The organism is Polaribacter dokdonensis (genome assembly GCF_024362345.1).
Lineage (GTDB): Bacteria > Bacteroidota > Bacteroidia > Flavobacteriales > Flavobacteriaceae > Polaribacter > Polaribacter dokdonensis.
Genome location: NZ_CP101505.1, coordinates 2,900,870 through 2,919,565 on the forward strand (window position 1 = coordinate 2,900,870; position 18,696 = coordinate 2,919,565).

Sequence of the window (18,696 nt, forward strand, 5' to 3'; positions counted from 1 at the left end):
TCTACTAAAATAAATAAGATGAGTCAAAAAATTAGAATAAAATTAAAGTCTTACGATTATAATTTGGTAGATAAATCTGCTGAAAAAATTGTAAAGACTGTTAAAAGTACTGGTGCTATTGTTAATGGTCCAATACCTTTACCAACACATAAAAAGATTTTTACGGTTTTACGTTCACCTCACGTGAATAAAAAATCTAGAGAGCAATTTCAATTAGCTGCTTACAAAAGATTATTAGACATTTATAGTTCTTCTTCGAAAACTATTGATGCTTTAATGAAGCTTGAGTTACCAAGTGGTGTTGAAGTTGAAATCAAAGTATAAGTAACGTTTTAAAACTTTTGATTTAACAATTTTGTTAAATCAAAAGTTTTTTATACTTTTGCAACCCGAAATAGAGTAGGGTAAACAATTTTTTACTTTTTTAGAGGTAAAAAGTTACATGTCCAGAGCGTTTCGCAAAGGAAAAACGGAAAAAACAAAATCAGCGTTGAATTTGTTTTGGCGCTTTTTTTTTGTGTGAATGTTAAGGATAACAAGAAACATTTGTTTCAAACAATTAATAGAAATAGACGCGCTGGAAAATGATCTATCGTCTTAAATTTAAAATTAATGTCTGGGTTAATAGGTAGAAAAATTGGAATGACCAGCTTATTTGATGAAAATGGGAAGAATATTCCTTGTACAGTAATCGAAGCAGGTCCTTGTGTTGTTACCCAAGTCAGAACCGAAGAGGTTGACGGATACAATGCGTTACAACTTGGTTTCGATGACAAAAAAGCAAAGAGTTCTAACAAAGCGTTAGACGGTCACTTTAAGAAAGCTGGCACCACTGCTAAGAAAAAAGTTGTTGAATTCCAAGGGTTTGAAGAAGAGTATAAATTGGGAGATGCCATTACTGTAGAGCATTTTACAGAAGGTGAGTTCGTAGATATTTCTGGAACTTCTAAAGGTAAAGGTTTTCAGGGTGTTGTTAAGCGTCATGGTTTCGCGGGTGTAGGTCAAGCTACTCACGGTCAGCATAACCGTTTAAGAGCTCCAGGTTCTATTGGTGCTGCATCTTATCCTGCAAGAGTATTCAAAGGAATGCGTATGGCAGGTAGAATGGGAGGAGAGAAAGTGAAAGTACAAAACTTAAAAGTGTTAAAAGTAGTTGCTGAAAAGAACTTACTAGTTGTTAAGGGAGCAATACCTGGACATAAAAACGCTTTTGTAACTATTCAGAAATAATGAAAGTAGCAGTTTTAGATATTACAGGAAAAGATACAGGTAGAAAGGTTGAGCTTTCTAAAGATGTATTTGGTGTAGAGCCTAATGATCATGCAATTTATTTAGATGTGAAACAATACTTAGCTAATCAGCGTCAAGGTACTCATAAGTCTAAAGAGAGAGCAGAGATTGTAGGTTCAACTAGAAAGATAAAAAAACAAAAGGGTACAGGTACTGCTAGAGCAGGGTCCATTAAGTCTGGTGTTTTTAGAGGTGGAGGACGTATGTTCGGACCTAGACCTAGAAACTATTCTTTCAAGTTAAATAAGAACTTAAAGCGTTTGGCGAGAAAGTCAGCTTTAAGTATTCAGGCAAATGATAAGAATTTAGTAGTTATAGAAGATTTTAATTTTGAAACTCCAAAGACAAAGAACTTTGTAGATGTGTTAAAGTCTTTAGAGCTTGATACTAAGAAGTCATTATTTGTTTTAGATGGTGAAAATTCAAATGTTTATTTGTCTTCACGTAATATAAAAAATTCTAAGGTAATTAAGGCTTCAGAAATTTATACTTATGGTGTTTTAAATGCTAATAAGATAGTAATAACAGAAGGTTCTTTAGAAGGAATTAATTCAAATTTAAGCAAATAGGGAAATGAGTATTTTAATTAAACCTATTATCACGGAAAAAGCAACGAACGATAGTGAATTATTTAATCGTTATGCATTTGTTGTAGATAAAAACGCTAATAAACTAGAAATTAAAGGTGCTGTTGAGTCAGCATATGGAGTTTCTATTTCAAGTGTAAAAACTTTAAATTATCCAATTCAGAGAAATACTAAGTATACTAAGAAAGGTCTAGTAACTGGTGTTAAAAGCGGATATAAGAAAGCGATTGTACAATTAGCAGAAGGAGAAAGTATTGATTTTTATAACAATCTTTAAGAAAAGACAGAATGTCAGTTAGAAAATTAAAACCAATAACACCAGGTCAGCGTTTTAGAGTTGTAAATGGGTTCGACGCCATAACAACTGATAAGCCGGAAAAGTCATTATTGGCACCGAAAAAAAGATCTGGAGGTCGAAACAGTCAAGGTAGAATGACTACACGTAACATAGGTGGTGGTCATAAGCAGAAATATCGTATTATCGATTTCAAAAGAGATAAAAAAGATGTTCCTGCTACAGTTAAAACTATAGAGTACGATCCAAATCGTACTGCATTTATTGCTTTACTTAGTTATGCTGATGGTGAAAAAAGATATGTAATTGCTCAAAATGGTTTGACTGTTGGTCAAACGGTTGTTTCAGGAAGTGGTATTACTCCTGAAATCGGTAATGCAATGCCTTTAAGTGAAATTCCTTTAGGAACAACAATTTCATGTATTGAATTACGTCCTGGTCAGGGTGCTGTTATGGCGAGATCTGCAGGTTCTTTTGCTCAGTTAATGGCAAGAGATGGTAAGTATGCTACTGTGAAGTTACCTTCAGGAGAGACAAGATTAATCTTACTAACTTGTATGGCTACAATTGGTGTTGTATCTAATTCGGACCACCAATTATTAGTTTCTGGTAAAGCTGGTAGAAGAAGATGGTTAGGTAGAAGGCCAAGAGTTAACGCAGTAAGAATGAACCCTGTAGATCACCCAATGGGAGGTGGTGAAGGTCGTTCTTCTGGAGGTCATCCAAGATCAAGAAATGGTATACCTGCTAAAGGTTACAAAACTAGATCTAAGACTAAAGCTAGTAATAAGTATATCATAGAACGTAGAAAGAAATAATTAAGTTATGGCAAGATCATTAAAAAAAGGACCTTACGTTCACTATAAATTAGAGAGAAAAGTGTTAGCTAATGTAGAAGCTGGTAATAAAACAGTTATCAAAACTTGGTCAAGAGCAAGTATGATTACTCCAGATTTCGTTGGTCAAACAATTGCTGTTCATAATGGACGCCAGTTTGTTCCAGTTTACGTTACAGAAAACATGGTAGGGCATAAATTAGGCGAATTTTCACCAACACGTTCTTTTAGAGGACATGCAGGTGCAAAAAATAAAGGTAAAAAATAGTAGGAAATGGGAGTTCGTAAAAAAAATATGGCAGATCAGTTAAAAGCAGATAGAAAGCAACGTGCTTTCGCTAAGCTTACTAACTGTCCTACATCACCAAGAAAAATGCGTTTAGTTGCTGATCAGGTAAGAGGCGTTGAAGTTGAAAAAGCTTTACAAATTTTAAAATTCAGTCCTAAAGAGGCATCTATTAATTTAGAGAAGTTATTGTTATCTGCAATTGCAAATTGGCAAGCAAAGAATGAAGATTCATCGATTGAAGATGCTGGTTTATTCGTAAAGTCTATTTGTGTAGATAGCGCAGGTATGTTAAAAAGATTAAGACCAGCTCCACAAGGTCGTGCTCATAGAATTCGTAAGCGTTCTAATCACGTAACTTTAGAGTTAGGTAGTAAAAATTTAAGTAATTAATCAAAGTAGAAATGGGACAAAAAACAAATCCAATTGGGAATCGTTTAGGAATCATCAGAGGTTGGGAATCTAACTGGTATGGTGGAAATGACTACGGAGATAAAATTGCTGAAGATGATAAGATAAGAAAGTATATTCATGCTAGATTATCTAAAGCAAGTGTTTCTAGAGTAATTATAGAGCGTACTTTAAAACTTGTAACCGTTACTATTACAACTGCACGTCCAGGAATCATTATTGGTAAAGGAGGTCAGGAAGTAGACAAGTTGAAAGAAGAGCTTAAAAAAATTACAGGTAAAGAAGTTCAAATTAATATTTTTGAAATTAAACGTCCGGAATTAGATGCAAGATTAGTTGCAACTAGTGTGGCTCGTCAAATTGAAAATAGAATTTCTTACAAGAGAGCTATAAAAATGGCAATTGCTGCTACTATGCGTATGAATGCTGAAGGAATAAAAATTCAGATTTCAGGTCGTTTAAATGGTGCAGAGATGGCTAGATCAGAACATTTTAAAGAAGGTAGAATTCCTCTTTCTACTTTCAGAGCTGACATAGATTATGCTTTAGTTGAAGCGCATACGACCTATGGTAGATTAGGTGTAAAAGTATGGATAATGAAAGGTGAGGTTTATGGAAAAAGAGAATTATCTCCGTTAGTTGGCTTGTCGAAAAAACAAGGTGGTAAAGGTGGTGATAGATCTAAACGTCAACCACGTAGAAGAAAATAATTTTTAAACTAGAAATTAAAAATGTTACAGCCAAAAAGAGTAAAATATCGTAAGGTACAGAAAGGCAAAGGAAATATGTCTGGAAACTCTCAAAGAGGTAATCAACTTTCTAACGGAATGTTTGGTATAAAATCTTTGGACCAGAATTTATTAACTTCACGTCAGATTGAAGCAGCTCGTATTGCAGCTACTCGTCATATGAAAAGAGAAGGTCAGTTATGGATTAAAATCTTTCCGGATAAACCTATTACAAAGAAGCCTTTAGAGGTTCGTATGGGTAAGGGTAAGGGTGCTCCAGATCATTTCGTAGCAGTAATTAAACCAGGTAGAATTTTGTTTGAAGTTGGTGGAGTACCAATGGATGTTGCAAAAGAGGCACTTCGTTTAGCTGCACAAAAACTTCCTGTAAGAACGAAGTTTGTAATCGCAAGAGATTTTGATATTAACGCATAATTCTAAATAAAATGAAACAATCAGAAATTAAAGAATTATCTACAGCTGATCTTAATGAAAAGTTGGTAGCGTTGCAAAAAAATTATACCGATCTTAAAATGGCTCACGCAATAACTCCTATGGAGAATCCATTGCAATTGAGAAGTTTAAGAAGAACTGTAGCAAGAATTGCAACAGAATTAACAAAAAGAGAATTACAATAATTCTATAGTCAGTTTTAAAGATGGAAAAAAGAAATCTTAGAAAAGAGAGAATTGGTGTTGTTTCTAGTAGCAAAATGGAGAAATCTATTGTTGTTTCTGAAACGAAAAGAGTAAAGCACCCAATGTACGGTAAATTCGTTTTAAAAACGAAAAAGTATGTTGCACACGACGAACAGAATGATTGCAACGAAGGGGATACTGTTAGGATCATGGAAACAAGACCTATGAGTAAATCTAAGCGTTGGAGATTAGTAGAAATCCTAGAAAGAGCTAAATAATATGTTACAGACAGAATCAAGATTAAAAGTAGCAGACAATACTGGAGCAAAAGAAGTTTTAGTAATTAGAGTTTTAGGAGGGACAAAAAAACGTTACGCAAGCATTGGAGACAAAATTGTTGTATCTGTTAAATCTGCAACTCCAAACGGAACTGTAAAGAAAGGTCAAGTATCTAGAGCAGTTGTTGTAAGAACTAAAAAAGAAGTTAGACGTAAAGACGGATCTTATATTAGATTTGACGATAACGCTTGTGTACTTTTAAATCCTACAGAGGAAATGAGAGGAACTCGTGTTTTTGGACCTGTTGCACGTGAGCTTCGTGATAAGCAATTTATGAAAATTGTATCATTAGCACCTGAAGTGCTTTAAACTATTACACAAATGAAGAAGTTCAAATTAAAATCAGGAGATACTGTAAAAGTTATTGCAGGTGATCATAAAGGATCTGAAGGTAAGGTTTTACAAATTATCAAAGATAAGGATAGAGTATTAGTAGAAGGTGTGAATTTAGTTTCTAAACACACTAAGCCAAGTGCTCAAAGTCCTCAAGGTGGTATTGTAAAGAAAGAAGCATCATTGCATATTTCTAACGTTATGTTGGTGGAAGATGGTGTAGCTGTAAGAGTTGGTTATAATGTTGATGGGGAGTCTAAGACTAGAATCTCTAAAAAAACGAATAAATAGAATTAATCATGAGTTACGTACCAAGATTAAAAGCAGAATATAAAGAAAGAGTTATTAAAAGTCTTACTGAAGAATTCAGCTATAAGAATGTAATGCAAGTACCTAAATTAGAAAAGATTGTTGTTTCTAAAGGTGTTGGTGCTGCAATTGCGGATAAGAAATTAATAGATTATGCTGTAGAAGAGTTGACTAAGATTACTGGTCAGAAGGCAATTTCTACTATGTCTAAAAAAGATGTTGCATCTTTTAAATTACGTAAGGGAATGCCGATTGGTGTAAAAGTTACGTTAAGGGGTGATAAAATGTATGAGTTTTTAGACAGATTAGTTACTGCTTCTTTACCTCGTGTTAGAGACTTTAACGGTATAAAAGCTAATGGATTCGATGGGAGAGGTAATTATAATTTAGGTATTACTGAACAAATTATTTACCCAGAGATTAATATAGACCAAGTTAAGAAAATCAATGGAATGGATATTACTTTTGTAACATCTGCTGAAACTGATAAAGAGGCTAAGTCATTATTAGGAGAATTAGGTTTACCATTCAAAAAAAATTAAGAAATGGCTAAAGAATCAATGAAAGCGCGTGAGCGCAAAAGAGAACGTACTGTTGCAAAATATGCTGAGAAAAGAAAAGCTTTAAAGGAAGCTGGAGATTACGAAGCATTGCAGAAATTACCAAAAAATGCTTCACCAATTAGATTACATAATAGATGTAAATTAACTGGTCGTCCAAAAGGGTATATGAGACAATTTGGTATTTCTCGTGTAACATTTCGTGAAATGGCTAATCAAGGATTAATACCAGGAGTCAAAAAGGCTAGTTGGTAGAAATTTAATTATAAGTCTTTTATTAAAAATAGAATGTGTATCTTTGCACGCTCTATTTTTTTTGAGTATTAGAATTTTAACTGATTAAAGGTTCAATTTTCACAGAGTAATCTGTAGTATAAATAGAGGAAGTTGAAAACCATAATCGCAATTTAAATAAATATGTATACAGATCCAATTGCGGATTTTCTTACTAGAGTAAGAAATGCTATTGCAGCAGGACACAGAGTTGTAGAAATTCCAGCTTCAAATTTGAAGAAGGAAATGACTAAAATTTTGTTTGATCAAGGTTATATTTTAAGCTATCAGTTCAATGACGATAAAGTTCAAGGAACAATTAAGATCGCTTTAAAATATGATAGAGAAACAAAAGAGTCAGTAATTAGAAAAATTCAACGTATCAGTACACCTGGTTTACGTAAATACGTAGGTTCTTCAGAGATGCCTAGAGTATTAAACGGTCTTGGTATTGCTATAGTTTCAACATCTAAAGGTGTGATGACTAATAAGAAAGCAAAACAAGAGAATGTTGGAGGAGAAGTTTTATGTTACGTTTATTAAACCTAAGAGATGAGTAGAATTGGAAAAAACCCAGTTAGCATCGCACAAGGTGTAGATGTAAACATTAAGGATAACGTAATTACTGTTAAAGGAAAGTTGGGTGAATTATCACAAACTATTTCTGATGGTATTACAGTAAAAATTGAAGACGAAACTATTATTTTAGAAAGAGCTTCAGAGAGTAAAGACCATAAAGCACAACATGGTTTAATGAGAGCCTTGATTCATAATATGATTGAAGGTGTATCTAAAGGTTGGACTAAGGACTTAGAATTGGTTGGTGTAGGTTATAGAGCATCTAATCAAGGTCAAAAATTAGATTTAGCTTTAGGTTTCTCTCATAATATTGTTTTAAACTTAGCTCCAGAGGTTAAAGTAGAAACAATATCAGAGAAAGGGAAAAACCCAATCATTAAATTATCTTCGTTTGACAAACAATTAGTTGGTCAAGTTGCTGCAAAGATTCGTTCTTTCAGAGCTCCAGAACCTTATAAAGGTAAAGGGGTTAAGTTTGTTGGTGAAGTATTAAGAAGAAAAGCAGGTAAGTCTGCATAATATATAGCATTATGGCATTATCAAAGCTACAAAGAAGAGCTAGAATTAAGCGTAGAATTAGAAAAATCGTTTCTGGTACTGCTACTAAACCAAGATTATCGGTTTATAGAAGTAACAAAGAGATTTATGCGCAACTAGTAGACGATGTTAATGGAGTTACATTGGCTTCAGTATCATCTAGAGATAAAGATTTAAAAGCAAGTTCAAAAGCTGAGGCAGCTACTGCAGTGGGGAAATCAATTGCAGAAAAAGCTATCAAATCAGGTGTTGAAACAGTTGCTTTCGATAGAAATGGTTATTTATACCATGGTAGAGTTAAAGTATTAGCAGAAGCTGCAAGAGAAGCTGGTTTAAAATTTTAAGAAATTATGCAAGGTTATAAAAACGTAGAAAGAGTTAAACCAAGCGGATTAGAGCTTGTAGATAGATTAGTTGGTGTACAACGTGTAACCAAGGTAACAAAAGGTGGTAGAGCATTTGGTTTCTCTGCTATTGTTGTTGTTGGTGATGGTAATGGTGTTGTAGGTCATGGACTAGGAAAATCTAAGGATGTTTCTTCAGCAATTGCTAAGGCAGTGGAAGATGCAAAAAAGAATTTAGTAAGAATACCAATTTTAGAAGGTACTTTACCTCATGAGCAAAAAGGGAAGTTTGGTGGTGCAAAAGTATTTATCAAACCTGCATCTCCTGGTACAGGGGTTATTGCTGGTGGGGCAGTACGTGCAGTATTAGAATCAGTTGGGGTACATGATGTATTATCAAAATCTCAAGGATCTTCTAACCCTCACAATGCAGTAAAAGCTACTTTTGACGCTTTACTTCAGTTAAGAAGTGCAGCTGCAATTGCTAAGCAAAGAGGTATATCTTTAGAAAAAGTATTTAACGGATAAATCTAGAAGAGATGGCAAAAATTAAAGTTACACAAGTAAAAAGTCAAATCGGGCGTTTAAAGAATCAGAAAAGAACTTTAGAGGCATTAGGTTTACGTAGAATGAACCAAACTGTTGAGCATGAGGCAACTCCATCAATTGTTGGTATGGTAAATAAAGTTTCACATTTGGTTTCTGTAGAGGAATCGAAATAAGATATTTAAAATGAGTAGTTTACATAACTTAACACCAGCAGAAGGATCTGTTAAAAAAGGGAAAAGAATCGCACGTGGTGAAGGTTCTGGTCATGGAGGAACTTCTACTAGAGGTCACAAAGGGGCTAAATCTCGTTCAGGTTATTCTAGGAAAATAGGTTTTGAAGGTGGTCAAATGCCACTTCAAAGACGTGTGCCAAAATTTGGTTTCACAAACCTTAACAGGAAAGAATATCAAGGTATCAATTTAGATAAATTACAATCTTTAGTTGATGCAGGGAAAATAAAAGATACAGTTGATTTAGATATATTAGTAGCTAATAGATTAGCAGGTAAGAATGACTTGGTAAAAATATTAGGTAATGGTGAATTAAAAGCTAAATTAAATATAACTGTACATAAATTTACAGCATCAGCAAAAGCAGCAATTGAAGCTGCTGGAGGAGAAGCTGTTACTTTATAAGATCTCGTAAATGATGAATTTTATTAATAGATTAAAAGACATTTTCAGTATTGAAGAATTAAAAAACAAGATTCTTCTAACAATCGGTTTAATTGCTGTGTATCGTTTTATGGCTGCTGTTCCTTTACCAGGAGTAGATCCATTACAACTTGCAGCTTTAAAAGAAAGTACGGATGGTGGTCTTTTAGGTTTATTGAATGCATTTACAGGAGGGGCATTTGCCAGAGCGTCAGTAATGGCACTTGGTATTATGCCATATATTTCTGCTTCTATTGTAGTTCAGTTAATGGGAATAGCAGTTCCTTATTTACAAAAGTTACAAAAAGATGGAGAAAGTGGACGTAAAAAAATTACACAAATAACAAGATGGTTAACAATAGCTATTACGTTGGTGCAAGCACCAACATATATTACTGCTATTAAAACTCAGTTTGGATTAGGACCGGAAGCTTTTTTAGTTAGTGGTGCTACATTTTGGGTTTCATCAATTATCATTTTAACAGCAGGTACAATTTTTGCTATGTGGTTAGGAGAGCGTATTACCGATAAAGGAGTAGGTAATGGAATATCATTGCTTATTACTGTTGGTATTATTGCTAATTTTCCTGCAGCATTTTTACAAGAATTTGTTGCTAAAACAACAAATGCTGGTGCAGGTGGTGTTATGATGATTTTAATTGAAATCATTGTTTGGTTTGTAGTTATTTTACTTACTGTTTTATTAGTTACAGCTGTAAGAAAAATTGCAGTTCAGTATGCTAGAAGAACAGTTGTAGGAAATGTACAAAATGTTGCAGGAAGTAGAGATTATATTCCATTAAAATTGAATGCAGCTGGTGTAATGCCAATTATTTTTGCACAGGCGATAATGTTTATACCTATGGCATTAGCTCAAAGGTTTCCATTTATGGCTAGTTTGCAAGATATTAATGGTTTAGGTTATAATGTGATTTTTGCATTATTGATTATCATTTTTAGTTTTTTCTATACAGCAATTACTATTCCTACGAATAAAATGGCTGAAGACTTAAAAAGAAGTGGTGGTTTTATACCAGGAATAAGACCAGGAAAGGATACAGCAGAACGTCTAGATTCTGTTTTATCGAGAATTACTTTTCCAGGGTCTTTATTTTTAGCTGCTTTATCAATTTTACCAGCAATTGTAGTTCAGTTTGGAGTACAACAAAGTTGGGCAATGTTTTACGGAGGTACATCACTTATCATTATGGTTGGTGTGGCTATAGATACATTACAACAAATTAATTCCTATTTATTAAATCGTCATTATGATGGTTTAATGAAAACAGGAAATAGCAATAGAAAATCGAATAAATAATATGGCTAAACAATCAGCAATTCAGCAAGATGGGACAATTACAGAAGCATTATCAAATGCAATGTTTCGTGTAGAATTAGAAAACGGTCATATTGTTACGGCTCATATATCTGGTAAGATGCGCATGCATTATATTAAACTTTTGCCTGGAGACAAGGTGAAACTAGAGATGAGTCCATACGATTTAACGAAAGCAAGAATTACTTACAGATACTAAAAACAAAACAGATGAAAGTTAGAGCATCAGTTAAAAAGAGAAGTGCCGACTGCAAAATAGTGCGCAGAAAAGGTAGATTATACGTGATTAATAAACAAAATCCTAGATTTAAACAAAGACAAGGGTAATGGCAAGAATAGCAGGTATTGATATTCCAAAGAATAAAAGGGGAGTTATTGCTTTAACTTACATCTTTGGTATAGGAGACAGCAGAGCTAAAAAAGTTTTAGCAGAAGCTAAGGTTGACGAAAGCATTAAAGTTCAAGATTGGACTGATGAGCAAATCGCAGCAATTAGAGAGCAAGTAGGATCTTTCACAATTGAAGGTGAATTACGTTCTGAGGTACAAATAAACATCAAACGTTTGATGGATATTGGTTGTCAAAGAGGTATTCGTCATAGATTAGGGCTTCCTTTAAGAGGACAAAGAACTAAAAACAATTCTCGTACAAGAAAAGGTAAGAGAAAAACAGTAGCTAACAAGAAGAAATAAGTTAGAGATTAAATGAGTTATTAACTTATAGTGTGCCGTATTTTTTATGCAATTTACTATAAAGTGATATCTGAACAACAAATATTATGGCAAAAGCAAGTTCAAAAAAACGTAAAGTTATAATTGATGCTATTGGTGAGGCGCACGTAAGTGCAACTTTCAACAACATCATTATTTCGTTAACAAATAAAAAAGGTGATGTAATTTCATGGTCATCTGCAGGTAAAATGGGTTTTAGAGGTTCTAAGAAGAATACTCCATATGCAGCTCAATTAGCAGCAGAAGATTGTGCAAATGTTGCAAAAGAAGCAGGTTTACGTAAAGTAAAAGTTTATGTTAAAGGACCAGGTAATGGTAGAGAATCTGCAATCCGATCAATTCATAACGCAGGTATTGAAGTAACTGAAATTATTGATGTTACTCCTATTCCTCACAATGGATGTCGCCCACCAAAAAGAAGAAGAGTATAATTATATTTTAATCGATTAGGAATAAGATTTTCGAAGGATAAGCCTTAATTCATAATCCCTGATCATAACAAAAAAGAAATGGCAAGATATACAGGACCAAAAACCAAAATAGCTCGTAAATTTGGCGAAGCAATTTTTGGCGAAGATAAAAACTTCGAAAAAAGAAATTTCCCTCCAGGACAACATGGAAATGCTAGGAGAAGAGGAAAGAAGTCTGAATATGCAACTCAATTAATGGAGAAGCAAAAAGCTAAATATACGTATGGTATATTGGAGCGTCAATTCAGTAACTTATTCAAAAAAGCATCAGCTTCTCAAGGAATTACTGGTGAGATTTTATTACAATTATGTGAATCGCGTTTAGACAACGTAGTTTATAGAATGGGAGTTTCTAACTCTAGAAGTGGAGCTCGTCAATTAGTATCTCACAGACATATTACAGTTAATGGAGAAATCGTTAACATACCATCTTATAGTTTAAAAGAAGGTGATGTAGTTGCAGTAAGAGAAAAATCTAAGTCTTTAGTAGCTATCGAGGATGCATTAGCATCTAACAATAATGTATTCGAATGGTTAACTTGGAATAATGACACAAAAACTGGAACTTTTGTAAAAGTACCAGAAAGATTACAGATTCCTGAGAACATTAAAGAGCAATTAATCGTAGAATTATATTCTAAGTAATAAATTAATCATATTGGTATTTAGCCAAAGGGTTTTTAGTACTTCTTCACACTTAAAAACCGCGCAACTAAATAACAATTAAAAAGAAGAACAAATGGCAATTTTAAATTTTCAGAAACCAGATAAAGTAATAATGATTGAATCTACAGATTTTTCTGGTAGATTTGAGTTTAGACCTTTAGAACCTGGTTTTGGATTAACAGTAGGTAATGCTTTAAGAAGAGTTTTATTATCTTCATTAGAAGGTTTTGCAATTACATCATTAAGAATTGATGGTGTAGAGCATGAGTTTTCGACAGTTTCAGGAATTGTAGAAGACGTTACCGAAATTATATTAAACTTAAAACAAGTTCGTTTTAAGAAACAGATTGATGAAACAGATAGAGAAACTGTATCAGTTTCAGTATCTGGTCAAGAGCAGTTTACTGCTGGAGATTTACAGAAGTTTATTTCAGGTTTTCAGGTATTGAATCCAGATTTAGTAATTTGTAACATGGATAAATCTGTTAAATTAAACGCAGAAATCACGATTGAAAAAGGTAGAGGATTTGTACCAGCAGAAGAAAATAAGAAAGCTTCAGCTCCAATAGGAACTATCTTTACAGATTCTATTTACACTCCTATAAAGAATGTAAAATATGCAATCGAAAACTTTCGTGTTGAGCAAAAAACAGATTATGAGAAATTAGTTTTTGATATCGATACTGATGGATCAATTAATCCTAAAGATGCCTTAACAGAAGCTGCAAAAATATTAATTCACCACTTTATGTTATTCTCTGATGAGCGTATTACTTTAGAGGCTGATGAAATTGCACAAACTGAAACATATGATGAAGAATCATTGCACATGCGTCAGTTATTAAAAACTAGATTAATCGATATGGATTTATCTGTAAGAGCTTTAAACTGTTTAAAAGCTGCAGAAGTAGATACATTAGGAGATTTAGTTTCTTTTAATAAGAGTGATTTAATGAAGTTTAGAAACTTTGGTAAAAAGTCATTAACAGAGCTAGAAGAATTAGTTATTGTTAAAGGTTTAAGTTTCGGAATGGATTTAACAAAATATAAATTAGATAGAGATTAACCTTTCATAGTTTGCTCCTCAAAATGAGTAGATGCAAGATGAAAGAATAAACAAACGTCATGAGACACGGAAAAAAACACAATCATTTAGGTAGAAAGACAGCGCACAGAAAAGCGATGTTAGCAAATATGGCTTGTTCTTTAATAGAGCACAAACGTATTAATACTACAGTTGCAAAAGCAAAAGCATTAAGAGTTTTTGTAGAGCCATTAATTACTAAATCTAAAGCAGATACAACTCACAACAGACGTATTGTATTTTCTTATTTACGTGATAAGTATGCAGTAACAGAACTTTTTAGAGAAATCTCTGTAAAAGTTGCTGACAGACCAGGTGGTTATATTCGTATTATTAAGTTAGGAAATCGTCAAGGAGATAATGCTCCTATGGCTATGGTTGAGTTAGTTGATTACAACGAACTTTACAACCCTAAAGGTGCGAAAGCTAAAAAGTCTACACGTAGAAGTAGAAGAGGAGGTTCTAATAAAGCAGAAACTGCTCAAGTAGAAGCTACTTCAACTGAAGAGAAGTCAGAAGAATAAAAAATGAAAATTTTTTAAACATATAAAGGGATAAGCGTTTACGTTTATCCCTTTTTTTGTAAATAAAAAGTAATAACTCTTTTAGCTTAAAATTATCAATAAGCTTATTTTTGTAAAACTTTTTCTGTATGAGCAGAAAATTAACAGAATTATAAATGAAATATCAACAAAGAAAAAAGGCATTAGTATTATTAGCAGATGGTACAATCTTCTATGGTAAATCTGTTGGAATAGATGGATCAGCCACAGGTGAAATATGTTTTAATACTGGAATGACTGGTTATCAGGAGATTTTTACAGATCCTTCTTATTTTGGTCAGTTAATGGTAACAACCAATGCTCATATTGGTAACTATGGTGTAAATGATTTAGAGGTAGAATCTGATTCGATTAAAATTTCTGGTTTAATATGTAGAAATTTTAGTTTCACACATTCAAGAGTAGATTCAGATAGCAACTTATTTGACTGGTTTAAAAAACATAATTTAGTTGCAATTTCTGATGTAGATACTAGAGCCCTTGTATCTTATATTAGAGATAATGGTGCTATGAACGCAATCATCTCTACAGATGTTGATAATATAGATGAACTTAAAAAGCAATTGGCAGCTGTACCAAGTATGGAAGGTTTAGAATTGGCTTCAAAAGTTTCTACAAAAGAACCATATTTTATTGGAGATGAAAATGCTCCAATCAAAATATCTGCATTAGATATTGGTATTAAAAAGAATATTTTAAGAAATCTTTCAAAGAGAGGTGCCTATATTAAAGTATTTCCTTATAATTCAAATTTTGCAGATTTGGAAAGTTTTAATCCTGATGGATATTTTATATCAAATGGACCTGGAGATCCTGAACCTTTAAAAGAAGCAATTGAATTGGCAAAAGAAATTATTAAAAGAGATTTACCTCTTTTTGGAATTTGTTTAGGGCATCAAGTAATTGCATTAGCTAACGGAATTTCTACTTACAAAATGCACAATGGTCATCGAGGAATCAATCATCCAATTAAAAATCTTTTAACAGGTAAGGGAGAAATAACTTCTCAAAACCATGGTTTTGCTATTAACAGAGAGGAAACAGAAGCTAATCAAAATGTAGAAATTACTCATATTCACTTAAATGATAATACAGTAGCAGGTATTCGTTTAAAAAATAAGAATGTATTTTCGGTACAATACCACCCAGAAGCTAGTCCAGGACCAAATGACTCAGTTTACTTATTTGATCAGTTTATAGAAATTTTAGGCAAGAATAAAGAAGTTTCGTCTACACTTTAAGGTTATTAGTCGAAATTTACCTGTTTTTCAGGTGGTATTAATTCCTGATTTATAATATAATAGTATCTTTGAAGTGTGATGTAAAAATCACATTTCTTTTTCATAGCAATTTTCCCACTCAATTTTATTGAGTGGGTTTTTTGTTTATGGTGATGTTTAGCAAACGTTTTCGTAATTATTCAAAACCAAATTATTAATTCTTTACAACATTTTGTATTTTGCCAAGACTAATCAAAGCTCTACAGGTATGAGCTTTAAATCTATAAAAATGAGTATAATTATTAGTGTACACGCACGTCAAATATTTGATTCAAGAGGTAACCCAACTGTAGAAGTAGATGTTACTACAGAAAACGGAGTTGTAGGTAGAGCAGCTGTTCCTTCAGGTGCTTCTACAGGAGAACATGAAGCTGTAGAGCTTAGAGATGGTGGAAAAGATTACATGGGTAAAGGTGTTTTAAAAGCCGTAGAAAATGTAAATAATACTATTGCTGAGGAGCTTTTAGGTGTTTCTGTGTTTGAGCAAAACGCAATTGATCAATTAATGATTGATTTAGATGGTACTAGCAATAAATCAAAATTAGGAGCAAATGCAATTTTAGGTGTATCATTAGCAGCAGCAAAAGCAGCAGCAAATGAATTAGGTATGCCTTTATATAGATATGTTGGTGGTGTTTCTGCAAATACATTACCATTACCAATGATGAATATAATTAATGGAGGTTCTCATTCAGATGCTCCAATTGCATTTCAAGAATTTATGGTAATGCCAGTAAAGGCAAATAATTTTTCTGAGGCTATGAAAATGGGTTCTGAAATTTTTCATAATTTAAAGAAAGTTTTACACGATAGAAATTTATCTACTGCAGTGGGTGATGAAGGTGGTTTTGCACCAACATTAGAAGGTACAGAAGACGCTTTAGATACAATTGCATTGGCTGTTAAAAATGCAGGGTATTCTTTTGGAGACGAAATTATGATTGCCTTAGATTGTGCAGCAGCTGAATTTTATGTTGATGGAGCTTACGATTATACAAAATTTGAAGGAAGTAAAGGAAAAGTTAGAACTAGCCAAGAACAAGCAGACTATTTAGCTGAGTTAGCTGCTAATTACCCAATTATCTCTATAGAAGATGGAATGGATGAGAATGATTGGGATGGATGGAAATACCTTACTGACAAAGTAGGAGATAAAGTTCAATTAGTTGGAGATGATTTATTTGTAACTAATGTAGAAAGATTATCTAAAGGAATTAATAATGGTATTGCCAATTCAATTTTAATAAAGGTAAATCAAATTGGTACTTTAACAGAAACTATTGCTGCAGTAAATATGGCTAAAAACGCTGGTTATACTTCTGTAATGTCTCATAGATCAGGAGAAACAGAAGATAATACTATTGCAGACTTAGCTGTAGCCTTGAACTGTGGACAAATAAAAACAGGTTCTGCCTCACGTTCAGATAGAATGGCTAAATACAATCAATTATTAAGAATTGAAGAAGCCTTAGGATCAACTGCTTATTTTCCAAAAGAAAACGCTTTTAAGATATAATTAAAAAAGTAGTATATATTTAAAAACCTTGCAATATTCTTGCAAGGTTTTCTTATTTATTAAGGTATTGTTAAATAAATCAATTTTATATTTTAATACTAAAAATCTATATCTGTATCCTTTTAAAATATTTTTAAATATGGTATCTTCGTGCAAAGAAAAATTTTATTAAAAAATAGATAAATGCCAGATATAGCTAATTTAAAAATTGGAGATAATTCTTACGAATTTCCTCTAATAAAAGGAACAGAAGATGAAGTTGCAATTGATATAAAATCATTAAGAGGTGCAACAAATGGAGTAATTACAATAGATCCTGGATTTAAAAACACAGGTTCTTGTGAAAGTGCTATTACATTTTTAGATGGTGAAAAAGGTATTTTAAGATATAGAGGTTATCCAATAGAACAATTAGCGGAAAAAGCAGACTTTTTAGAAGTAGCTTACGCTTTAATTTTTGGTGATTTACCTACAAAAGAACAATTAGAAAAGTTTCATGCAGACATTAAATCTAAATCAGTTGTAGATGATGATGTAAAAAAGATTTTGGATGCTTTTCCAAAGACAGCTCACCCAATGGGTATCTTGTCTTCTTTAACAAGTGCATTAACAGCATTTAATCCTTCTTCTGTGAATGTTGATTCAGAAGAGGATATGTACAGAGCTATTGTTAAAATATTAGGTAAGTTTCCTGTTTTAGTTGCATGGACAATGCGTAAAAAACAAGGATTACCTTTAAACTACGGTTCTAAATCTTTAGGTTATGTAGAAAACATTATGAAAATGATGTTCGAGCAGCCAAATGAAGATTATGAAATGAATACAATAGTAAAAGATGCTTTAGATAAATTATTAATCTTACATGCAGATCATGAGCAAAACTGTTCTACATCAACAGTAAGGATTGTAGGTTCATCTCATGCTGGTTTATTCGCATCTTTATCTGCGGGTATTTCTGCACTTTGGGGCCCATTACATGGTGGGGCTAATCAAGCTGTGCTAGAAATGTTAGAAGCTATTAAAGAAGATGGAGGTGATACAAAAAAATACATGGCTAAAGCTAAAGATAAAAGTGATCCATTTAGATTAATGGGCTTTGGACATAGAGTTTATAAAAACTTTGATCCTAGAGCAAAAATCATTAAAAAAGCAGCTGATGAAGTTTTGAATAATTTAGGTGTTGATGATCCAATTTTAGAAATTGCTAAAGGATTAGAAAAAGAAGCTTTAAATGATCCTTATTTTGTAGACCGTAAATTATATCCTAATGTAGATTTCTATTCTGGTATTATTTATAGAGCTATGGGTATTCCAGTAGAAATGTTTACAGTTATGTTCGCTTTAGGGCGTTTACCTGGTTGGATTGCTCAATGGAAAGAAATGAGATTAAATAAAGAACCAATTGGTAGACCTCGTCAAATTTATACTGGTGAAACAGAAAGATCTTTTACACCCATTGAAAACAGATAATAAAATATTATTTTTACTATAAAATTGAAAGC

General features: G+C 32.8%; 32 protein-coding genes. All 32 read left to right on the forward strand.

Features of this window, described 5'->3' with window-relative positions:
• Positions 1–18 precede the first annotated feature (18 nt).
• Positions 19–324, forward strand: coding sequence for a 30S ribosomal protein S10 (rpsJ, locus tag LPB302_RS12965; protein WP_015482219.1), 306 nt, complete (start codon positions 19–21; stop codon positions 322–324).
• A 288-nt stretch (positions 325–612) separates the two neighbouring features.
• Complete coding sequence (gene rplC / locus LPB302_RS12970; RefSeq protein ID WP_053973151.1) at positions 613–1,230, forward strand: 50S ribosomal protein L3; 618 nt, start codon at positions 613–615, stop codon at positions 1,228–1,230.
• The gene (rplD, locus tag LPB302_RS12975; protein WP_053973150.1) at positions 1,230–1,859 is read left to right on the forward strand and encodes a 50S ribosomal protein L4; all 630 of its coding nucleotides are present in this window, start codon (positions 1,230–1,232) and stop codon (positions 1,857–1,859) included. Before rplC ends, rplD begins: the two co-directional genes overlap by 1 nt.
• 4 nt (positions 1,860–1,863) lie before the next feature.
• Positions 1,864–2,154: a 50S ribosomal protein L23 gene (gene rplW, locus LPB302_RS12980; RefSeq protein ID WP_053973149.1), complete on the forward strand. Its 291-nt coding sequence runs from the start codon at positions 1,864–1,866 to the stop codon at positions 2,152–2,154.
• Between the two features lie 11 nt (positions 2,155–2,165).
• Positions 2,166–2,990 carry a 50S ribosomal protein L2 gene (gene rplB, locus LPB302_RS12985; RefSeq protein WP_015482223.1) on the forward strand — a complete coding sequence of 275 codons (825 nt, stop codon included), beginning with the start codon at positions 2,166–2,168 and terminating at the stop codon, positions 2,988–2,990.
• Positions 2,991–2,997: 7 nt separating this feature from the next.
• Positions 2,998–3,276, forward strand: coding sequence for a 30S ribosomal protein S19 (gene rpsS / locus LPB302_RS12990; protein WP_053973148.1), 279 nt, complete (start codon positions 2,998–3,000; stop codon positions 3,274–3,276).
• A gap of 6 nt (positions 3,277–3,282) precedes the next feature.
• On the forward strand, positions 3,283–3,687 hold the full coding sequence (gene rplV / locus LPB302_RS12995) for a 50S ribosomal protein L22 (RefSeq protein WP_015482225.1): 405 nt from the start codon (positions 3,283–3,285) through the stop codon (positions 3,685–3,687).
• An 11-nt stretch (positions 3,688–3,698) separates the two neighbouring features.
• Complete coding sequence (rpsC, locus tag LPB302_RS13000) at positions 3,699–4,415, forward strand: 30S ribosomal protein S3 (protein WP_015482226.1); 717 nt, start codon at positions 3,699–3,701, stop codon at positions 4,413–4,415.
• A gap of 21 nt (positions 4,416–4,436) precedes the next feature.
• Positions 4,437–4,868: a 50S ribosomal protein L16 gene (gene rplP, locus LPB302_RS13005; RefSeq protein WP_053973147.1), complete on the forward strand. Its 432-nt coding sequence runs from the start codon at positions 4,437–4,439 to the stop codon at positions 4,866–4,868.
• Positions 4,869–4,879: 11 nt separating this feature from the next.
• Positions 4,880–5,071, forward strand: a complete 192-nt coding sequence (gene rpmC / locus LPB302_RS13010) for a 50S ribosomal protein L29 (RefSeq protein ID WP_015482228.1) — start codon at positions 4,880–4,882, stop codon at positions 5,069–5,071.
• Between the two features lie 20 nt (positions 5,072–5,091).
• Positions 5,092–5,349 carry a 30S ribosomal protein S17 gene (rpsQ, locus tag LPB302_RS13015; RefSeq protein WP_015482229.1) on the forward strand — a complete coding sequence of 86 codons (258 nt, stop codon included), beginning with the start codon at positions 5,092–5,094 and terminating at the stop codon, positions 5,347–5,349.
• A gap of 1 nt (position 5,350) precedes the next feature.
• Entirely contained in the window at positions 5,351–5,719 is a 369-nt protein-coding gene (rplN, locus tag LPB302_RS13020; protein WP_053973146.1) for a 50S ribosomal protein L14, read from the forward strand.
• A 12-nt stretch (positions 5,720–5,731) separates the two neighbouring features.
• Positions 5,732–6,034, forward strand: coding sequence for a 50S ribosomal protein L24 (gene rplX, locus LPB302_RS13025; protein ID WP_053973145.1), 303 nt, complete (start codon positions 5,732–5,734; stop codon positions 6,032–6,034).
• 8 nt (positions 6,035–6,042) lie between these two features.
• Positions 6,043–6,594, forward strand: a complete 552-nt coding sequence (gene rplE, locus LPB302_RS13030) for a 50S ribosomal protein L5 (RefSeq protein ID WP_015482232.1) — start codon at positions 6,043–6,045, stop codon at positions 6,592–6,594.
• 3 nt (positions 6,595–6,597) lie between these two features.
• On the forward strand, positions 6,598–6,867 hold the full coding sequence (gene rpsN, locus LPB302_RS13035) for a 30S ribosomal protein S14 (protein ID WP_053973144.1): 270 nt from the start codon (positions 6,598–6,600) through the stop codon (positions 6,865–6,867).
• A gap of 162 nt (positions 6,868–7,029) precedes the next feature.
• Positions 7,030–7,428 carry a 30S ribosomal protein S8 gene (rpsH, locus tag LPB302_RS13040; RefSeq protein ID WP_053973143.1) on the forward strand — a complete coding sequence of 133 codons (399 nt, stop codon included), beginning with the start codon at positions 7,030–7,032 and terminating at the stop codon, positions 7,426–7,428.
• Positions 7,429–7,437: 9 nt separating this feature from the next.
• A complete protein-coding gene (rplF, locus tag LPB302_RS13045) occupies positions 7,438–7,983 on the forward strand; it encodes a 50S ribosomal protein L6 (protein WP_053973142.1) in 546 nt (181 codons plus the stop codon).
• A gap of 11 nt (positions 7,984–7,994) precedes the next feature.
• Positions 7,995–8,345 (forward strand): 50S ribosomal protein L18, encoded by a 351-nt coding sequence (gene rplR / locus LPB302_RS13050; RefSeq protein WP_053973141.1) that lies wholly within the window; start codon positions 7,995–7,997, stop codon positions 8,343–8,345.
• A 3-nt stretch (positions 8,346–8,348) separates the two neighbouring features.
• Complete coding sequence (gene rpsE / locus LPB302_RS13055) at positions 8,349–8,873, forward strand: 30S ribosomal protein S5 (protein WP_041383683.1); 525 nt, start codon at positions 8,349–8,351, stop codon at positions 8,871–8,873.
• A gap of 11 nt (positions 8,874–8,884) precedes the next feature.
• A complete protein-coding gene (gene rpmD, locus LPB302_RS13060; RefSeq protein WP_053973140.1) occupies positions 8,885–9,067 on the forward strand; it encodes a 50S ribosomal protein L30 in 183 nt (60 codons plus the stop codon).
• Positions 9,068–9,077: 10 nt separating this feature from the next.
• Positions 9,078–9,530 carry a 50S ribosomal protein L15 gene (gene rplO / locus LPB302_RS13065; RefSeq protein WP_053973139.1) on the forward strand — a complete coding sequence of 151 codons (453 nt, stop codon included), beginning with the start codon at positions 9,078–9,080 and terminating at the stop codon, positions 9,528–9,530.
• 13 nt (positions 9,531–9,543) lie between these two features.
• Positions 9,544–10,866, forward strand: a complete 1,323-nt coding sequence (gene secY / locus LPB302_RS13070) for a preprotein translocase subunit SecY (protein ID WP_053973138.1) — start codon at positions 9,544–9,546, stop codon at positions 10,864–10,866.
• Position 10,867: 1 nt separating this feature from the next.
• Positions 10,868–11,083: a translation initiation factor IF-1 gene (gene infA, locus LPB302_RS13075; RefSeq protein ID WP_015482241.1), complete on the forward strand. Its 216-nt coding sequence runs from the start codon at positions 10,868–10,870 to the stop codon at positions 11,081–11,083.
• An 11-nt stretch (positions 11,084–11,094) separates the two neighbouring features.
• Positions 11,095–11,211, forward strand: a complete 117-nt coding sequence (gene ykgO, locus LPB302_RS13080; protein WP_004568720.1) for a type B 50S ribosomal protein L36 — start codon at positions 11,095–11,097, stop codon at positions 11,209–11,211.
• Complete coding sequence (rpsM, locus tag LPB302_RS13085; RefSeq protein WP_053973137.1) at positions 11,211–11,576, forward strand: 30S ribosomal protein S13; 366 nt, start codon at positions 11,211–11,213, stop codon at positions 11,574–11,576. The genes ykgO and rpsM overlap by 1 nt, the downstream gene beginning before the upstream one ends.
• Positions 11,577–11,662: 86 nt before the next feature.
• On the forward strand, positions 11,663–12,046 hold the full coding sequence (gene rpsK, locus LPB302_RS13090; RefSeq protein ID WP_015482243.1) for a 30S ribosomal protein S11: 384 nt from the start codon (positions 11,663–11,665) through the stop codon (positions 12,044–12,046).
• A gap of 78 nt (positions 12,047–12,124) precedes the next feature.
• Positions 12,125–12,730 (forward strand): 30S ribosomal protein S4, encoded by a 606-nt coding sequence (gene rpsD, locus LPB302_RS13095; protein WP_053973136.1) that lies wholly within the window; start codon positions 12,125–12,127, stop codon positions 12,728–12,730.
• Between the two features lie 94 nt (positions 12,731–12,824).
• Positions 12,825–13,817: a DNA-directed RNA polymerase subunit alpha gene (locus tag LPB302_RS13100; RefSeq protein ID WP_053973135.1), complete on the forward strand. Its 993-nt coding sequence runs from the start codon at positions 12,825–12,827 to the stop codon at positions 13,815–13,817.
• A gap of 59 nt (positions 13,818–13,876) precedes the next feature.
• Positions 13,877–14,359: a 50S ribosomal protein L17 gene (rplQ, locus tag LPB302_RS13105; protein ID WP_053973134.1), complete on the forward strand. Its 483-nt coding sequence runs from the start codon at positions 13,877–13,879 to the stop codon at positions 14,357–14,359.
• A 155-nt stretch (positions 14,360–14,514) separates the two neighbouring features.
• Positions 14,515–15,639 carry a glutamine-hydrolyzing carbamoyl-phosphate synthase small subunit gene (gene carA / locus LPB302_RS13110; protein ID WP_053973133.1) on the forward strand — a complete coding sequence of 375 codons (1,125 nt, stop codon included), beginning with the start codon at positions 14,515–14,517 and terminating at the stop codon, positions 15,637–15,639.
• A 268-nt stretch (positions 15,640–15,907) separates the two neighbouring features.
• On the forward strand, positions 15,908–17,194 hold the full coding sequence (gene eno, locus LPB302_RS13115) for a phosphopyruvate hydratase (RefSeq protein ID WP_053975261.1): 1,287 nt from the start codon (positions 15,908–15,910) through the stop codon (positions 17,192–17,194).
• A gap of 183 nt (positions 17,195–17,377) precedes the next feature.
• Positions 17,378–18,664 (forward strand): citrate synthase, encoded by a 1,287-nt coding sequence (locus LPB302_RS13120; protein ID WP_053973132.1) that lies wholly within the window; start codon positions 17,378–17,380, stop codon positions 18,662–18,664.
• The last annotated feature ends 32 nt before the right edge of the window (positions 18,665–18,696 follow it).

Coding starts and splice junctions, on each gene's coding strand:
- rpsJ (WP_015482219.1), top strand. CDS start 19: ATGAGTCAAAAAATTAGAATAAAATTAAAGTCTTACGATTATAATTTG.
- rplC (WP_053973151.1), top strand. CDS start 613: ATGTCTGGGTTAATAGGTAGAAAAATTGGAATGACCAGCTTATTTGAT.
- rplD (WP_053973150.1), top strand. CDS start 1,230: ATGAAAGTAGCAGTTTTAGATATTACAGGAAAAGATACAGGTAGAAAG.
- rplW (WP_053973149.1), top strand. CDS start 1,864: ATGAGTATTTTAATTAAACCTATTATCACGGAAAAAGCAACGAACGAT.
- rplB (WP_015482223.1), top strand. CDS start 2,166: ATGTCAGTTAGAAAATTAAAACCAATAACACCAGGTCAGCGTTTTAGA.
- rpsS (WP_053973148.1), top strand. CDS start 2,998: ATGGCAAGATCATTAAAAAAAGGACCTTACGTTCACTATAAATTAGAG.
- rplV (WP_015482225.1), top strand. CDS start 3,283: ATGGGAGTTCGTAAAAAAAATATGGCAGATCAGTTAAAAGCAGATAGA.
- rpsC (WP_015482226.1), top strand. CDS start 3,699: ATGGGACAAAAAACAAATCCAATTGGGAATCGTTTAGGAATCATCAGA.
- rplP (WP_053973147.1), top strand. CDS start 4,437: ATGTTACAGCCAAAAAGAGTAAAATATCGTAAGGTACAGAAAGGCAAA.
- rpmC (WP_015482228.1), top strand. CDS start 4,880: ATGAAACAATCAGAAATTAAAGAATTATCTACAGCTGATCTTAATGAA.
- rpsQ (WP_015482229.1), top strand. CDS start 5,092: ATGGAAAAAAGAAATCTTAGAAAAGAGAGAATTGGTGTTGTTTCTAGT.
- rplN (WP_053973146.1), top strand. CDS start 5,351: ATGTTACAGACAGAATCAAGATTAAAAGTAGCAGACAATACTGGAGCA.
- rplX (WP_053973145.1), top strand. CDS start 5,732: ATGAAGAAGTTCAAATTAAAATCAGGAGATACTGTAAAAGTTATTGCA.
- rplE (WP_015482232.1), top strand. CDS start 6,043: ATGAGTTACGTACCAAGATTAAAAGCAGAATATAAAGAAAGAGTTATT.
- rpsN (WP_053973144.1), top strand. CDS start 6,598: ATGGCTAAAGAATCAATGAAAGCGCGTGAGCGCAAAAGAGAACGTACT.
- rpsH (WP_053973143.1), top strand. CDS start 7,030: ATGTATACAGATCCAATTGCGGATTTTCTTACTAGAGTAAGAAATGCT.
- rplF (WP_053973142.1), top strand. CDS start 7,438: ATGAGTAGAATTGGAAAAAACCCAGTTAGCATCGCACAAGGTGTAGAT.
- rplR (WP_053973141.1), top strand. CDS start 7,995: ATGGCATTATCAAAGCTACAAAGAAGAGCTAGAATTAAGCGTAGAATT.
- rpmD (WP_053973140.1), top strand. CDS start 8,885: ATGGCAAAAATTAAAGTTACACAAGTAAAAAGTCAAATCGGGCGTTTA.
- rplO (WP_053973139.1), top strand. CDS start 9,078: ATGAGTAGTTTACATAACTTAACACCAGCAGAAGGATCTGTTAAAAAA.
- secY (WP_053973138.1), top strand. CDS start 9,544: ATGAATTTTATTAATAGATTAAAAGACATTTTCAGTATTGAAGAATTA.
- infA (WP_015482241.1), top strand. CDS start 10,868: ATGGCTAAACAATCAGCAATTCAGCAAGATGGGACAATTACAGAAGCA.
- ykgO (WP_004568720.1), top strand. CDS start 11,095: ATGAAAGTTAGAGCATCAGTTAAAAAGAGAAGTGCCGACTGCAAAATA.
- rpsM (WP_053973137.1), top strand. CDS start 11,211: ATGGCAAGAATAGCAGGTATTGATATTCCAAAGAATAAAAGGGGAGTT.
- rpsK (WP_015482243.1), top strand. CDS start 11,663: ATGGCAAAAGCAAGTTCAAAAAAACGTAAAGTTATAATTGATGCTATT.
- rpsD (WP_053973136.1), top strand. CDS start 12,125: ATGGCAAGATATACAGGACCAAAAACCAAAATAGCTCGTAAATTTGGC.
- LPB302_RS13100 (WP_053973135.1), top strand. CDS start 12,825: ATGGCAATTTTAAATTTTCAGAAACCAGATAAAGTAATAATGATTGAA.
- rplQ (WP_053973134.1), top strand. CDS start 13,877: ATGAGACACGGAAAAAAACACAATCATTTAGGTAGAAAGACAGCGCAC.
- carA (WP_053973133.1), top strand. CDS start 14,515: ATGAAATATCAACAAAGAAAAAAGGCATTAGTATTATTAGCAGATGGT.
- eno (WP_053975261.1), top strand. CDS start 15,908: ATGAGTATAATTATTAGTGTACACGCACGTCAAATATTTGATTCAAGA.
- LPB302_RS13120 (WP_053973132.1), top strand. CDS start 17,378: ATGCCAGATATAGCTAATTTAAAAATTGGAGATAATTCTTACGAATTT.